This is a genomic window from Vibrio sp. 070316B, from assembly GCF_013114115.1.
GTDB classification, from domain to species: Bacteria; Pseudomonadota; Gammaproteobacteria; order Enterobacterales; family Vibrionaceae; genus Vibrio; species Vibrio chagasii_B.
This window is the reverse complement of the sequence record NZ_VTYC01000014.1, coordinates 39984-53923: the sequence shown is the minus strand read 5'-3', so window position 1 is coordinate 53923 and position 13940 is coordinate 39984. Positions and strand designations below refer to the sequence as shown.

13 protein-coding genes and 1 pseudogene are annotated in these 13940 nt (G+C 45.4%); 8 read left to right on the top strand and 6 right to left on the bottom strand.

Annotation, left to right across the window (positions count from 1 at the left end):
• Positions 1–32: 32 nt before the first annotated feature.
• The 3 genes from atpG to F0251_RS12440 are packed head-to-tail and all read left to right on the top strand — an operon-like array spanning position 33 to position 2788.
• On the top strand, positions 33–902 hold the full coding sequence (atpG, locus tag F0251_RS12450; RefSeq protein WP_171731079.1) for a F0F1 ATP synthase subunit gamma: 870 nt from the start codon (positions 33–35) through the stop codon (positions 900–902).
• A gap of 42 nt (positions 903–944) precedes the next feature.
• Positions 945–2330 (top strand): F0F1 ATP synthase subunit beta, encoded by a 1386-nt coding sequence (atpD, locus tag F0251_RS12445; RefSeq protein ID WP_171731078.1) that lies wholly within the window; start codon positions 945–947, stop codon positions 2328–2330.
• 14 nt (positions 2331–2344) lie between these two features.
• A complete protein-coding gene (locus tag F0251_RS12440; RefSeq protein WP_004741161.1) occupies positions 2345–2788 on the top strand; it encodes a F0F1 ATP synthase subunit epsilon in 444 nt (147 codons plus the stop codon).
• 159 nt (positions 2789–2947) lie between these two features.
• On the opposite strand, the gene F0251_RS12435 is transcribed toward F0251_RS12440, so the two are convergent.
• Positions 2948–3910: a nitrilase family protein gene (locus tag F0251_RS12435; RefSeq protein WP_171731077.1), complete on the bottom strand. Its 963-nt coding sequence runs from the start codon at positions 3908–3910 to the stop codon at positions 2948–2950.
• Positions 3911–4017: 107 nt separating this feature from the next.
• On the opposite strand from F0251_RS12435, the gene F0251_RS12430 reads away from it, so the two are divergent.
• Positions 4018–4905 carry a LysR family transcriptional regulator gene (locus F0251_RS12430; protein ID WP_171731076.1) on the top strand — a complete coding sequence of 296 codons (888 nt, stop codon included), beginning with the start codon at positions 4018–4020 and terminating at the stop codon, positions 4903–4905.
• Positions 4906–5041: 136 nt separating this feature from the next.
• Here the strand turns inward: F0251_RS12430 and F0251_RS12425 are convergent, their stop codons facing one another.
• Genes F0251_RS12425 through hisD form a run of 4 tightly spaced genes read right to left on the bottom strand, consistent with a single transcriptional unit; the run spans position 5042 to position 8805 of the window.
• Entirely contained in the window at positions 5042–5758 is a 717-nt protein-coding gene (locus F0251_RS12425) for an alpha/beta fold hydrolase (protein WP_081090283.1), read from the bottom strand.
• Positions 5759–5766: 8 nt separating this feature from the next.
• A complete protein-coding gene (locus F0251_RS12420; protein WP_171731075.1) occupies positions 5767–6762 on the bottom strand; it encodes a cupin domain-containing protein in 996 nt (331 codons plus the stop codon).
• Between the two features lie 17 nt (positions 6763–6779).
• A complete protein-coding gene (locus F0251_RS12415) occupies positions 6780–7511 on the bottom strand; it encodes an SDR family NAD(P)-dependent oxidoreductase (RefSeq protein ID WP_171731074.1) in 732 nt (243 codons plus the stop codon).
• A gap of 1 nt (position 7512) precedes the next feature.
• Positions 7513–8805 carry a histidinol dehydrogenase gene (gene hisD / locus F0251_RS12410; protein ID WP_061031088.1) on the bottom strand — a complete coding sequence of 431 codons (1293 nt, stop codon included), beginning with the start codon at positions 8803–8805 and terminating at the stop codon, positions 7513–7515.
• A gap of 341 nt (positions 8806–9146) precedes the next feature.
• On the opposite strand from hisD, the gene F0251_RS12405 reads away from it, so the two are divergent.
• Together F0251_RS12405 and F0251_RS12400 are read left to right on the top strand one after the other, a co-directional pair.
• Complete coding sequence (locus F0251_RS12405; RefSeq protein WP_061031089.1) at positions 9147–9896, top strand: HpcH/HpaI aldolase/citrate lyase family protein; 750 nt, start codon at positions 9147–9149, stop codon at positions 9894–9896.
• Positions 9897–10048: 152 nt separating this feature from the next.
• Positions 10049–11014, top strand: coding sequence for a LacI family DNA-binding transcriptional regulator (locus F0251_RS12400; protein WP_171731073.1), 966 nt, complete (start codon positions 10049–10051; stop codon positions 11012–11014).
• A 536-nt stretch (positions 11015–11550) separates the two neighbouring features.
• Here the strand turns inward: F0251_RS12400 and F0251_RS12395 are convergent.
• Positions 11551–11997: a hypothetical protein gene (locus tag F0251_RS12395; protein WP_171731072.1), complete on the bottom strand. Its 447-nt coding sequence runs from the start codon at positions 11995–11997 to the stop codon at positions 11551–11553.
• Positions 11998–12211: 214 nt separating this feature from the next.
• Between F0251_RS12395 and F0251_RS12390 the strand changes: the two are divergent.
• Both F0251_RS12390 and F0251_RS12385 read left to right on the top strand, forming a co-directional pair.
• A pseudogene (locus F0251_RS12390) lies at positions 12212–12448 on the top strand (TRAP transporter large permease subunit); the annotation flags it as partial.
• A gap of 513 nt (positions 12449–12961) precedes the next feature.
• The gene (locus F0251_RS12385; protein ID WP_061031093.1) at positions 12962–13936 is read left to right on the top strand and encodes an ester cyclase; all 975 of its coding nucleotides are present in this window, start codon (positions 12962–12964) and stop codon (positions 13934–13936) included.
• The last annotated feature ends 4 nt before the right edge of the window (positions 13937–13940 follow it).

The following is a 13940-nucleotide window of genomic DNA, read 5'->3' as shown; positions in this document are numbered from 1 at the left end:
TAGCTGGAAACAAAAACAAATAGGAGCAGATTATGGCAAGTACTAAAGAAATTCGCACCAAGATAGCCAGTGTTAGTAACACTCAGAAAATCACAAGTGCAATGGAAATGGTCGCGGCAAGTAAGATGCGTAAGGTTCAAGACAACATGACGCAGACGCGACCATATGCCGAAAACATGCGTAAGGTTATCTCCCATGTTGCATCAGGGTCGCTGGAATACCAGCACCCTTACCTTCAACAGCGTGAACCTAAGCGCGTGGCTTACATCATTATTTCGTCTGACCGCGGCTTATGTGGTGGCTTGAACTCCAACTTGTTCAAGAAAGTGCTGGAAGAAATGGAGCAATGGAGTGCTAAAGGCGTTGAGGTAGAAACCACCTTAATTGGTTCAAAAGCTATCTCATTTTTCCAACGCGGCGGCAATGTTATCGCACAAACCTCAGGCCTAGGTGACGCACCAAAGTTAGAAGACATCTTAGGTACGGTTAACGCGATGCTTGGTCACTATGACGAAGGCAAAATCGACAGCTTGTACTTAGTCTACAACCAGTTCGTTAACACCATGGTTCAGGCTCCAAGGACTTTACAGCTTCTACCCCACCCTTCTGACTCAGAGGCAGACGGTGAAGCCAAGAAAGCGCGTCGTTGGGACTACATCTATGAACAAGCGCCAAGAGACATACTCTCTGAACTGTTACACCGATACATCGAATCTCAAGTGTATCAAGGCATCGTTGAGAGCATCGCCTGTGAGCAAGCTGCACGAATGGTAGCCATGAAAGCCGCTACCGACAACGCTGGTCAGCTCATCGATGATTTGCAATTGGTGTACAACAAGGCACGACAAGCTGCCATTACCCAAGAACTGAGTGAAATCGTCTCAGGTGCTCAAGCTGTCTAAGGGCAGGAAGAGCGGGTCAGAATAGAATTTGAGGAATTACACATGAGTGTTGGAAAAATAGTAAAAGTGATCGGCGCGGTGGTCGACGTCGAGTTTAGCGGCAATAACAGCCCACGCGTTTATGATGCATTGAAAGTCACTAGCGACGAAGCAAGCTCGCTGGTATTAGAAGTTCAACAGCAACTCGGCGGCAACATTGTTCGCTGTATTGCGATGGGTACATCAGACGGCTTACGTCGTGGCCTAACTGTTGAAAACACAGGTTCTCCAATCACAGTTCCAGTCGGTGAAGAAACACTAGGCCGTATCATGAACGTGCTTGGCCAACCTATCGATGAATGTGGCGAAATCGGCCAAAAAGAGAACTACGAGATCCACCGCGAAGCCCCTTCTTATGAAGAACAAGCTAACAGCACTGAATTGCTTGAGACAGGTGTTAAGGTTATCGACCTTATCTGTCCATTCGCTAAGGGTGGTAAAATTGGTCTGTTTGGTGGTGCCGGTGTAGGTAAAACCGTCAACATGATGGAGCTTATCAATAACATCGCCAAAGCTCACTCAGGTTTGTCTGTATTTACCGGTGTAGGTGAACGTACTCGTGAAGGTAACGACTTCTACTACGAGATGAAAGAAGCTGGCGTACTAGACAAAGTTGCCATGGTTTACGGTCAAATGAACGAGCCACCGGGTAACCGTCTACGTGTTGCGCTTACTGGCCTAACTATGGCTGAACGCTTCCGTGATGAAGGCCGCGACGTGCTGTTATTCATCGATAACATCTACCGTTACACGCTTGCAGGGACAGAAGTATCTGCGCTGTTAGGTCGTATGCCTTCAGCGGTAGGTTACCAGCCAACATTGGCGGAAGAGATGGGGGTGCTTCAAGAGCGCATCACGTCAACAAAACAGGGCTCGATCACCTCTATCCAAGCGGTATACGTACCTGCGGATGACTTGACTGACCCATCTCCGGCAACAACCTTTGCTCACTTAGATGCGACTGTTGTACTGTCTCGTAACATCGCAGCACTGGGGCTATACCCTGCGATTGACCCGCTAGATTCAACGTCACGTCAATTGGACCCGCTGATCGTAGGACAAGAGCACTACGACATTGCACAAACGGTTCAAACCACACTGCAACGCTACAAAGAGCTAAAAGACATCATTGCGATTCTTGGTATGGATGAGCTTTCGACAGAAGATAAGCAGGTCGTATCTCGCGCTCGTAAGATTGAACGTTTCTTAACTCAGCCTTACCACGTAGCGGAAGTCTTTACCGGTCAGAAAGGTGTGTTTGTACCACTCAGCGAAACGCTAAGAGGCTTCAAAGGCCTATTGAATGGTGAATACGACGACATTCCAGAGCAAGCATTCTTGTACTGTGGCTCTATCGACGAAGTGCTTAAAAAAGCGAAATCACTCTAACAGGTAGGTGCATTATGGCTATTGGAATTACAGACAATACATTTCAACTTAATATCGTAAGTGCGGAAGGTACGCTGTTTTCAGGGCCGGCATATGCCCTAGCCGTTTCTGGAGCAGATGGTGAACTCGGGATTCGTCCCGGTCACTCCCCGCTTCTTAGCAAAATAAAACCGGGCGTGACGGTGTTTGTCACCGACCCAAAAGCAGAAGATGAAGTACTTTATGTGTCTGGTGGGATGATTGAAGTTCAACCGGATGTGGTAACGGTTTTGGCCGATACCGCTTTGCACGCAAAAGACATTGACCGCGCTCGCGCTGAAGAAGCGAAACACGCTGCTCTAGAAAACATCAATAAGGGCAACGTAGACGTTAACTTCGCACAAGCTCAGCTTGAACTCGCAAAAGCGATTGCTCAACTTAGAGCTGCGGATCTTACTTCGTCTCGAACTCGCCACTAAACATAGGCAATTGCTTATCCCAGTGTAGATAGTCTCCCCACTTAAAAACGATTTAAGTGGGGAGACTAAATTAAGAGCTAAAGACCGATCCCTTCCCCACTTAGCCATTAATTAATCACTCGCTTGATTCACTCACTTTCTCCACCAGCAACTTCAACATTATTTTTCTGAAAAACGCGCTTGGTGTGGGTCCAGTTCATGTCCGAGCGGCTGCGTCAGTGAATGATAAAGCTCAGGCTTGCGACCACGAATCCAACGTCTCCCGGTGCACATCTCTAACTCTTGCGCTTTCAAATCCGCAATCACCATATCGTCATCAACGCTGTCCGTCTCTGTTATGATCTCCCCATAAGGGCTTAGGATCATCGCATTGCCCGTTCTTACTTCATCCATATCAACGCCAACACCGTTACTGAACACCACAAACATGCCATTATCGTGCGCTCTTGCCGGTAACCAACGCATTAGCCATTCGCGCCCATTCTTGCCCTGCATTTCAGCACGAATCGCCTCTGTGTTTTCATCTCGGTTTAACCATAAATCTGGGTCAATTCGCTTCATCGCATTGGGGCTACGCGAGTGGCAACCGCCCGTTTGATGTGGTGCAATCAATATATCGGCACCTTTCAAAGCGGTAATTCGAACGTTCTCAACCAAGTTATTATCCCAACAAATCAAGATCCCGACTTTGCAACCGTGGGGCGTATCGAACACCGTGTATTGATCGCCGCTGCTCATATATGGGCTTACGAACGTGTGCAATTTGCGATGTTTCTGTACCTCACCATTTGGCATCGCGAACACATACGTATTGTATAACTCACCATCAATACCCTGCTCTATCAAGCCCGCACCAACACTCATTCCAAATCGTGTTGCTAGTGCAACCAGCTGTTGAGTGGATTCACCGCTCGGTACTGGCTCCGCGAGGGCTTCTATTTCGTCTCGCGACAAAGCAGACACATGCCAGTAGCCAGTAATACACATCTCTGGGAAGCTGATGATCTCGACACCACTGTCCGCCGCTTGTTGAACGTAATGCTCAATCACCGATAAGTTGTACGCCTTGTCGCCGGCATGATGGTTAAACTGAACCGATGCTACTTTGATGTCTCTTTTCATGATTCGTCCTCAAATTTTCGCTTTATCCGATTTGGTATGGAGCCAGTATAAAAAATCGCTTCAATTCCATATAATGAAATTTATTCGTAGTTCAATGAGCACTTGGAATGGAATTTGATTTACTGAAGGCATTTTGTCAGCTGGCTAAGTCGGGAAATTATCGTTTGGCTTCAGAGCGGCTCTACATTACTCAATCGGCACTCACCAAAAAGATTCAGCGGCTTGAATCCAATATTGGGGCGAGCCTGTTCTCCCGCGGCAGAAATGGCGCAGAGCTGACGCATGCAGGCAAAACCTTACTGGCAGAAGCCCAACGCTTGGTCGATTCAATGCAAGCCTTTCAGCAGCTTTCTGGCTCGGTGGTAAACGGAACGCAGGGGCATTTAAACATTGGATTTGGCGTGTCCACTTATCACGAGGCACCTAAGCTGATTGCGGCTTACAAACAGCAATATCCAGAGGTTCACGTCACCTTAAATGACACCCCTTCTAAGCAGCAAAAAGATGAGCTGTTGAGCCACGAACTCGATATCAGCTTCAATCGAATCCCAGACTCGTCAGATCTAAACAGCCTAACGCTTTTCGATGATTCCCTTGTGATTGCCATTCACAAAGATCTTCTCAAGCAAGCGCCAAACAAAGATCAGGTACTCTGTGAATTACCTAAGTGGCCTTATCTAAAGCTCGCTCAACATCGTGGTCCTGGACTAGACAAACAGATCCAACAATATTGCCTGGCGAACAACCTCGATCTATCAAAGACACAAGAAGCTGATGATATTCTCACCTTGCTTGCGTTAGTCTCGGCCAATATCGGCTTCACAATAGTACCGAGCAGCGCACAGCAGATAAGCAACACCAAGGTTGAATTCATTGCATTACAAGGTAAACATGCCACTTGGCCTGTCGGATTGATATGGAATGGAGAGAGTGAGAATCCACTCAGGGATAGGTTTGTAGATTTTGTGGCAAAGCAGATAGGAAGCAGCTTGTAAATCAGCGATGGCTTTTAGTGCTTAGGTAAGGTGCAAAGTACAGTGGCAAACATGGTGACAAGTGCAATATAAAGCGCACTGCACTTTATATTGCATGTTCGGCATGAAAAGTGGCTTCTTCGCTCACTATAAAGAATCACAGCTGAGCGCCTTCAAACCAACTACGAATATGCTGCGCAACAATCTTAGGCTGCTCCATTGTCGATAAGTGTCCGCAATCAGGAATGACATGAAGCGATACCTGCTTGATGTGTTTCGCCATTAACAGGTGATTATCGATTGGACATAACAGGTCATCTTTACCTGTGATGATCAACGTAGGAACCTGAATATCGGCCAATAGTGGTCTCGCGTCAGGACGAGTCGCCAATGCTTGAGCGTGAGCCTCAAACCTTTCAACGCCAATATTGTTCGCCATTTTCGTGATTCTTTGGGTCAGCTCTTGATTCGCCAACTGGCTCGGATGAATAAGCACTGGCATTAGAATATCAGGCGTTATTGACTCAAACTCCCCTGCTTTTGCTTTATCAACCAAGGCGTTTCTCTTCTCTGACACTTCTGGCTTTTCATCTGCAGAGTTGGTGTCCATTAAGATCAAGCCTTTAACGCGTTGTGGCGCTTGTCGAAAGACTTCAAACGCAAGAATGCCGCCCATAGATAAACCACCAAGCACGAAACTTTCCGGGGCGTTCTCTAGCACTTTGCTCGCTAAGGCTTGCATGGATGTGTCGGTTCCCAAGTCATAAGTAAAAGGAGCCACCCAATCGGGCAGCTCTTTATTGACGTCTTGAAACAACGCTTCATCACATAACAAACCAGGTAACCATAACAGTAGTACTTCTGGTTTCATCATTAATTATCCTACAGTGTTTGTGGTTGGTCAGAACCCAATACCACGTAGGTGAAGCTGGTGCCTCGTAGGTTCTCTAGGCTGTACGATGCACCTGCTGGTACACTAAACACGTCGCCAGTAGTCAACACCAACTGTGCTTGTTCGCCATCTTTCACCAGGTTAAGCAAAGTATCGCCTTCAAAGTTAATCAACACCTGCTTTTCATCACGTTGGTGAACAGGAATACTCGCCCCTTCCGTTAACTCGTAAGCCATAATACTCACGTCATCCACACTCTTAACTTGGAAGTCGTAGCTCGCAGATGGGTGTCCCGTTAATGCAAACTGTTTAACGCCAGGCTTGTCAAAGTCACCTGAGATTTCTCGGTAATCCTTCTTCAATGCGACGAAAGGCATCATCTGCTCGGCGGTGTAGGTATCGAATTTGCTCAGCTCTTCATCCGTTAGTAGTGGCATCAATTCAGACTCACTAGGCACTGCATCACCGTCTATGGTATCAACCAGCGTGCCGTCTGCCTTTAGGTATAAACCGTAGCCTTGGCTGTCTGTAATCACGCTTGGGTGCCAAACCACGCCACCGCCAGAGTTGTCACCACCTAACACAGAGTACATAAAGCCGTAATCACGCCCTACAACCTCGAAACCTCGGAACAGGTTCGTAGGGATCGAGATAACATCGCCGTGCGACAATACCGCTTCGTGTTCACCTTCGTTACCCCAGTAGAATCTAAACTGGCCTTTGAAGACCACAAATAGTTCAGCAGTATGATGAGAGTGCAGAGAGTTCTTAATGCCTGGTGGCTGACCTGCTGCACCAATGTTAAAGCCTGCTGTTTCACGAATATGAACATGCTGACGGCTGCTTTCAGCCACACCAGCACCAATGATACAGAAGTTGTCTTTTAGGTCGCTTCCCGGAGTACGTGCATCAATGAAAGCACTCGTGCCTGGGATAAGCTCCATGTAACGAACGAGATTGTTATTTATTGTATTTTGTAGGGTCATTCTAAATTCCTTCTTACCTAACCTAGCGGTCTTCCGCCATCGACAGCGATGGTATTACCGGTTGAAAATGTCAGTAGCTCTGCAGCTGCATAAACGGCGTTGGCAACTTCTTCGTCACTCGCTAATCGTTTCAGCGGTGTCGACTGCTCTTGTGCATTGCGCCATTCATCATCTAACCCTTTGACAAATTCGGTATCCACTAAGCCAGGAGCAACAGCGAGTACTCGGATATTTGGAGATAAAGCACGGCCTAATGAACGTGTCATGTTTTCAACCGCTGATTTACTCGCACAATACGCCACGTTGCTACCCATTGCGGTTTGTGCTGCAATCGAAGTGATGTTCACTACGCAACCCTTGGCGCTGCGAAGTAATGGCTCAAACGCGCGAACCATCGCAAATGGAGCTCGAACATTGACGCGGAAGATCTTGTCTATCAGCTCATCATTCAAAGACGCTAAATCATTGTGCGCGACAAACTTTGTCATACCTGCACAGTTCACTAGCAAATCTAATGAATCCGACGACTCTTTAACTTGGTCCGCTAATGCGCCAATCGCAGAGCTGTCTTCAACATTCAGTTGATACATGGCATGACCTGAACCTTGTAAGCTGTCCAAGATCTGTTGAGCTGCAACCTCATTACTGTTGTAGGTAAACACAACGCGATAGCCAGATTGCGCTAATTTGTGACATATGGCGGCACCGATGCCGCCACTGCCGCCTGTAACTAAGGCGAGTTTTGTCATGTTATGCCTCTACCGATTTTTCTTTGTAGCGACGTACACGAATGTCTGCTTGCTCTTTGTGACCTGCGAAACCTTCTAATGCACATAGTCGTGAACAGTACTCACCGACTTTTAGCGAAGCTGCTTCAGTTACGCGCTGGTAAGTACATGTTTTAATGAATTTACCAACCCACAGGCCGCCGGTGTAGCGTGCTGCTTTGTTTGTTGGCAGAGTATGGTTAGTACCGATACATTTATCGCCGTAAGAAACGTTTGTTTCACGACCTAAGAACAACGCGCCATAGTTAGTCATGTTGTCTAGGAAGTACTTAGGATCTTTTGTCATTACTTGTACGTGTTCAGAAGCAATGTCATCTGCTACTTCAACCATCTCTTCGTAGCTATCACACACAATAACCTGACCGTAGTTTTCCCAAGCCTTACCAGCGACTTCAGCAGTAGGAAGAATCGTTAGCTGACGCTCAATCTCTTTTACTGTCTCTTCTGCAAAAGTTTCACTATTGGTTAGCAGTACCGCTGGAGAGTTGTAACCGTGCTCAGCTTGACCAAGTAAGTCCGCAGCCGCTAATTCAGGGTCACATCCCTCTTCGTCTGCAATCACAAGCGTCTCTGTTGGGCCAGCAAACAAGTCGATACCAACACGACCAAACAGCTGACGTTTAGCCTCTGCAACAAACGCATTACCCGGGCCAACGATCATATCGACTGGAGCAATCGTTTCTGTACCAAGTGCCATCGCACCTACCGCTTGTACGCCACCAAAACAGTAAATCTCATCCGCACCAGCCATCGCCATTGCGGCAACAATCGCCACATTTGGTTGACCGTTAAAAGGAGGAGCACAAGCAATCACACGCTTCACACCAGCCACTTTCGCAGTAAGAACACTCATGTGCGCTGATGCAACCAATGGGTACTTACCACCTGGGATGTAACAACCAACACTGTTTACTGGCACGTTTTTGTGTCCTAGTACAACACCCGGCATAGTCTCTACTTCTACATCATGCATTGAGTCACGTTGGATCTGAGCGAAGTTACGAACCTGTGTTTGTGCAAATTCAATGTCGTGCTTAGTAGATTCGTCCAATGCGTCCACACACGCCTGAATTTGGTCATCTGTTAAGCGAAACTGCTCCGGAGACCAGTTATCAAATTTTTCTGAAAGCTCACGTACTGCACTGTCACCTTTCTTTTCGATGTCAGAAAGAATGTTCTCAACCGTTTGACGTACTTGCGCGTTGTTTGATGCTGATGCTTCTTCAGTGATGCCGTGTTTTAGAATGCGAGCCATGCTTAGTTCTCCTTGTGGCGTATGCCTAGTGTTTGCTTATGTGTAGTTTTAACAGAGTTTATTTTTGTTGTTTTATACTTTTGGATACGAATGCAAAACAAACATAAACATTTTTTTAACACTTGGCAAATTCATTTCTCAACTTAGAAAATCAAAGTCAAGTCATTGTTTTAAATAACAAAAACACTTACAGCTGGTTAGTTACGATGCCTATCGGATTAAAATACAGTCAATTAATGTTGCATTGATCACATTGTTTTTACTCTTTTTTTACAACAACACATGTTAAGTTTTGCATACCTTTGCAAAAGCAAATGAAAAGTAATGGAGAATAGAAAGTAATGGATAACTTCAAGAACACACTAAGCAACACCGAGCTACTTGGCACCTTTGTTAAAACCCCTCATCCGCACATCATCGAAGTGCTTGCGTTGGCTGAACTGCCTTTCATTGTGCTAGACGCGGAGCACGCCCCTTTTGATAGATCGACACTGGATAGCTGCATTCTTGCTGCGCGCGCTAATCAGCTCCCTTGCGTAGTTCGAGTTCAAGATAGCCAGCCATCGACCATTTTGAATGCGTTAGATTGCGGAGCGACAGGAATCCAGATCCCACACGTATGCAGTGCAGAGCAAGCAGAAAAGTTAGTGAAGATGTCCCATTACGGTGAAGGTGGTCGAGGCTATGCAGGCTCAAGCCGCGCAGCAAAATACGCAACCAAACCGATGGCCAACCACCTGAAAGATAGCCAGAACAACACGGTTGTCATTGCACAAATTGAAGACCCAGAGGGTGTGGTAAACGCTGAATCGATAGCAAAAGTGGAAGGCATTGATGCCCTGTTTATTGGACAAGTCGATTTGGCCGTGTCTTACGGTGCTGAAAGTGTGAATGATGAATGTGTACGAGAAGCGAGTATCAAAATAATCAAAGCAGCTCAGCAAGTTAACAAGCCCGTTGGTATGTTTGTCGCAAATGCTCAAGCGGCTCGTCACTGGAAAGAGCTCGGCGTTAACTTCTTTTGCGTAGGTTCTGAACACAAAATGATCATTGATGGCTTTCGAAATGAGCAAGCCGTCATGAATTCATAAATTTTCTTTGTGATTTCAAATGTTACACGTATTGTAATTATCAAACCTTGCTCATTAGGACCTGTTGACCTAATCAAGGTGGCGCTTGGATTTATCGCGATATAAGGAGATTCACCATAAAAGCGAAAGTTACCTCTATTGATGTTGCCAAAATGCTTGGCGTTTCTCAGTCTACCGTTTCTCGGGCATTCAGTCCTACAGCGAGCATTAGTGAGAAGAAACGTAAAATGGTTATGGATGCAGCGACCAAACTTGGCTACACGCCAAATGCGATCGCTCGTAGCCTTATTTCCAATCGTTCAGGGCTAGTGGCTATCGCACTTGATAGCGAATCAAACCCAATGTACGACTTGCAATCTCGTGCTCTCGCCATGGAAATTCAAAAGCGCGGTGGCCAAGTTGTCCTTTGCCCTATCGATAAAGACGACTTGGATCTTGCCATTTCACGCGCGATTGAATATCAGGTTGATGGCTTAATCATTGCCACCAGCCGTCTTACTTCCCGAGCATTCGCACAATGTGAAAAGTTTGGCGTTCACTTAAGCCTTATCAACCGTTATACAGAAAGCATTAATGCGAACAGCGCTGGCCTAGATAACCAACGAGCTGGCACGCAAGCGGCGGATTATTTGCTGGATAAGGGCTACAAACAACTGGCTTATGTCAGTGGTGATGCAGGCTCAATGACCAGTGACAAACGTTGGCTTGGCTTCTCTGAAACCGCAAAAACTCGTGAAGCCGCTTCACCTATCTTCATCAATGCAAAATACAGTTTTGAAGCGGGATTAGAAGCCGCTAAAGAGTTAATGGAGCATACATCCAAGCCAGATGCTGTGTTCTGTGCCAATGATATCCTAGCTATGGGTGTTATGGACGGTCTTAGAAAGCTCGGATGCCATATTCCTCAAGACTTTGCAGTGATGGGAGTCGATGATATCCCAATGGCCTCTTGGCCAAGCTATGACCTCACTACTATTGCTCAGCCTACCGATAAAATCGTGCAAAGAGCTGTCGAAGACTTAATGCAGCGCATCAACGATAACGTGGACGCTAAAGGCGAATACCTTCTTGAATCTGGCACCATTATTGAGCGAGGGAGCACAACCAAAGGCTCTTAGCCAGCTTTCTCCTCCTTTGAAAAGCTTGCTGCAAACCAACCTACTAAACGCCGATAAATTTAGACTAAAAGCCCTAATCTCAAGTTAGGGCTTTTTTCTGTGATCTCGTCTAAAAATCCATCGATTTATATTAAGTGCGGATAAATAACCCACTGAACAACATGGCTCAGAGCGGCCACATATTCTCGTTAACAGAGCTAATGCAATAGTCTGATACTGTTATGGTTTCTTCTCATGAATGTGAATGTTTATTAAGTCTACGACAAGCTCGTTCCAGTGCCTGCACTTGAGGGTGTTCAGATGGTGTGGCCTTGGTGCTATTACCTCTAATTACACCCAAAAAACCAACATGAACTACCAAACGGAGTCAAATCGGGATGAGTTACCCGACTTGCAAAGCCCACCATTGTACTCAGCCCAATTTGTTTTTTGACTCTACCCATAACCGTAAACCTAACCATTACAAAAAAACTAGACCGCAAGATTTGAAATAGCTCAACTGATTTACACAACAGTAATCTTTGACAATTGATACGTTAAATTGCGTCCTTCCCATATGAGTGATAAGCATAAGCTTTACTAAACCCTACAGCACTAAACGAGGCTGTGAATTTTTCGTTAAATTTAACTTGTACCTCAAGCTTTTGCTTAAACTCATTAATAACAAAGTCCATGCCTGCTTTAGTAGTAGCCCACACTTGCGCAGAGTCTTCCCCCAAACATTGCATACTGGCTTTAACTTTTTGTGTATTAACCTCAATAATCATGCTCGATAGTGAGTCTGAGAATTCATGACATTCGGGATTTCCAGCATTAAAGTACACATTAGAGTTACCATTAACTGCAGATGCTATATGAGCGAATATAGAGGCATCATAAGCGTCCACAAAATATCCACCAGCTTTATTTTCTTGCCACCTGTCGATAGCCGCATGAGTGCTAAATGACAGTGAAATTGCTACTACTGACATGAGTTTTTTCATATACCTAGCCTTATTCTTATTGGGTACAAAAACTTTAGCTAATTAGTATATAAGTTTCCAATTAGATGTAACTATTTGAAAGATTTATGTGTATTAGAATTCGATGAAGACGTCATTTTTCAATATTCACCAGCATCGTGCCTACGTTTAATTCACTAAAGCACTAAAAACCCAACCATTCCCAAATATGTACCGGAAAGGTATCGACAACATGACCGCATTGGGAATGGACCCAATCCACTTTGGTATCGTAATGATCGTGAACTTAGCCATCGGGTTTGTCACTCCCCCACTCGGTGCCAACTTATTTATGGCCAGCCAAGTGGGCAACGTGCCGATTGAATCCTTGTCTCGGGCGATTTTAGGCTGGATTGGTGCCATGCTCGTCGCTTTGATGATCATTACCTTTGTGCCAGCGATATCGCTGTTCCTTCCAGAATTGTTGTCTTAAGCGTACCCATCAACAAAGCCACTCAATATTCATCTTTGAGTGGCTTTTTCAATCCAACCATCCCCAAACTTATCGTTGCATGCGAATCCATTTTCAATCAAAAAAATCTAAACAAAAAATTAACAATCCGAGCAAAGTTCCATCACATAAGAATAATTATTCTAAATTCCCTCTCGTCATCACTTCGATATAATAAATCGCCACAGAGCACTTTCTGGTATAATTCCCACCTCGCCACAACCAAAACAAAACCAACAAATACAATATTTTACATACAAATATGCTACATTTAAACCTAATTATCTTGTTCATATACACACGATAAATATGGAATCACCACTCAATTATCTTACTGAGAACTGTAGTTTGAGAGTTGTTAAAAAACAGATCAAACCCACAATAAAGAAACATATGCAAAACACCTCATTGACACAGTGGTAACAAAAGGCAATATTGGATACGTAACCAAAAACAATCCAATAACTAATTTTATGACGCATCAGGAGGTGATTAATGGCTATGGTTGGCTTTGATTCTAAATGGCAAGATTTTCCGGATTACATATTAGGCATCACTAAAGAAATTTGGGAAGATCGAGGTCTGAGTACCCTACATAACTATTACTCACCTGACATTATCGTCCGTACACCACTCTCCATCACCGAGGGAAACGAAAAGGTCATCAGCGCGACCATGGGCACACTAGCCGAGTTCCCGAACCGTACCTTATTGGGTGAAGACGTTATTTGGTCAGGGACTCCTGAGCAAGGCATGCTCTCATCACATCGAATCATTTCAACAGCTACTCACACTAATGATGGCGTATTTGGCAAAGCCACAAACAAAACACTTAAGTTTCGAATCATCGCTGACTGCCATGCCATCAATAACCAAATCAATGACGAGTGGATGATCCGAGACATCGCTGCGATTGCAAACCAACTGGGTATGAAGTCAGAAGAGTATGCTCGTCAACAAATCGAAATAGAGGGTGGCGTTGAGCAATGCCCCTTCCCTTTTACTCCCCAAGTCGACATTCAAGGTCCTTACCTTGGTGTAGGGAACGACAATGAATACGGTCAGCGCTATGAAGACATACTGCGACGTGTAATGAGTGCTGAGTTCTCGGTAATACCAAAAGAATATGACCGAGCTTGTATTGGCGAATACACGGGTGGTCAAACTGCACTCTCTCATAACGAGATCGACCAGTTTTGGATGTCACTGCGCTCTTCATTTCCGAACGCGGAGTTCAAAATTCACCATCGTATAGGCCGCAATGACGAAATGATGTCACCACGTGCGGCTATTCGTTGGTCGCTACAAGGCAAGCATGAAGGCTACGGTATGTTTGGAAAGCCTACAGGAAAAGACGTTTACATCATGGGAATCAGCCATGCGGAGTTTGGACCTTGGGGCCTACGCAGAGAATTTACTCTACTTGATGAAAGTGCTGTCTGGAAACAGATTCTCATTCAAATCGGTTAACTAT

Bases quoted from the DNA above. Each gene is read 5' to 3' on its own strand.
- atpG (WP_171731079.1), top strand. From the start codon at position 33: ATGGCAAGTACTAAAGAAATTCGCACCAAGATAGCCAGTGTTAGTAAC.
- atpD (WP_171731078.1), top strand. From the start codon at position 945: ATGAGTGTTGGAAAAATAGTAAAAGTGATCGGCGCGGTGGTCGACGTC.
- F0251_RS12440 (WP_004741161.1), top strand. From the start codon at position 2,345: ATGGCTATTGGAATTACAGACAATACATTTCAACTTAATATCGTAAGT.
- F0251_RS12435 (WP_171731077.1), bottom strand. From the start codon at position 3,910: ATGAAAAGAGACATCAAAGTAGCATCGGTTCAGTTTAACCATCATGCC.
- F0251_RS12430 (WP_171731076.1), top strand. From the start codon at position 4,018: ATGGAATTTGATTTACTGAAGGCATTTTGTCAGCTGGCTAAGTCGGGA.
- F0251_RS12425 (WP_081090283.1), bottom strand. From the start codon at position 5,758: ATGATGAAACCAGAAGTACTACTGTTATGGTTACCTGGTTTGTTATGT.
- F0251_RS12420 (WP_171731075.1), bottom strand. From the start codon at position 6,762: ATGACCCTACAAAATACAATAAATAACAATCTCGTTCGTTACATGGAG.
- F0251_RS12415 (WP_171731074.1), bottom strand. From the start codon at position 7,511: ATGACAAAACTCGCCTTAGTTACAGGCGGCAGTGGCGGCATCGGTGCC.
- hisD (WP_061031088.1), bottom strand. From the start codon at position 8,805: ATGGCTCGCATTCTAAAACACGGCATCACTGAAGAAGCATCAGCATCA.
- F0251_RS12405 (WP_061031089.1), top strand. From the start codon at position 9,147: ATGGATAACTTCAAGAACACACTAAGCAACACCGAGCTACTTGGCACC.
- F0251_RS12400 (WP_171731073.1), top strand. From the start codon at position 10,049: ATGCTTGGCGTTTCTCAGTCTACCGTTTCTCGGGCATTCAGTCCTACA.
- F0251_RS12395 (WP_171731072.1), bottom strand. From the start codon at position 11,997: ATGAAAAAACTCATGTCAGTAGTAGCAATTTCACTGTCATTTAGCACT.
- F0251_RS12385 (WP_061031093.1), top strand. From the start codon at position 12,962: ATGGCTATGGTTGGCTTTGATTCTAAATGGCAAGATTTTCCGGATTAC.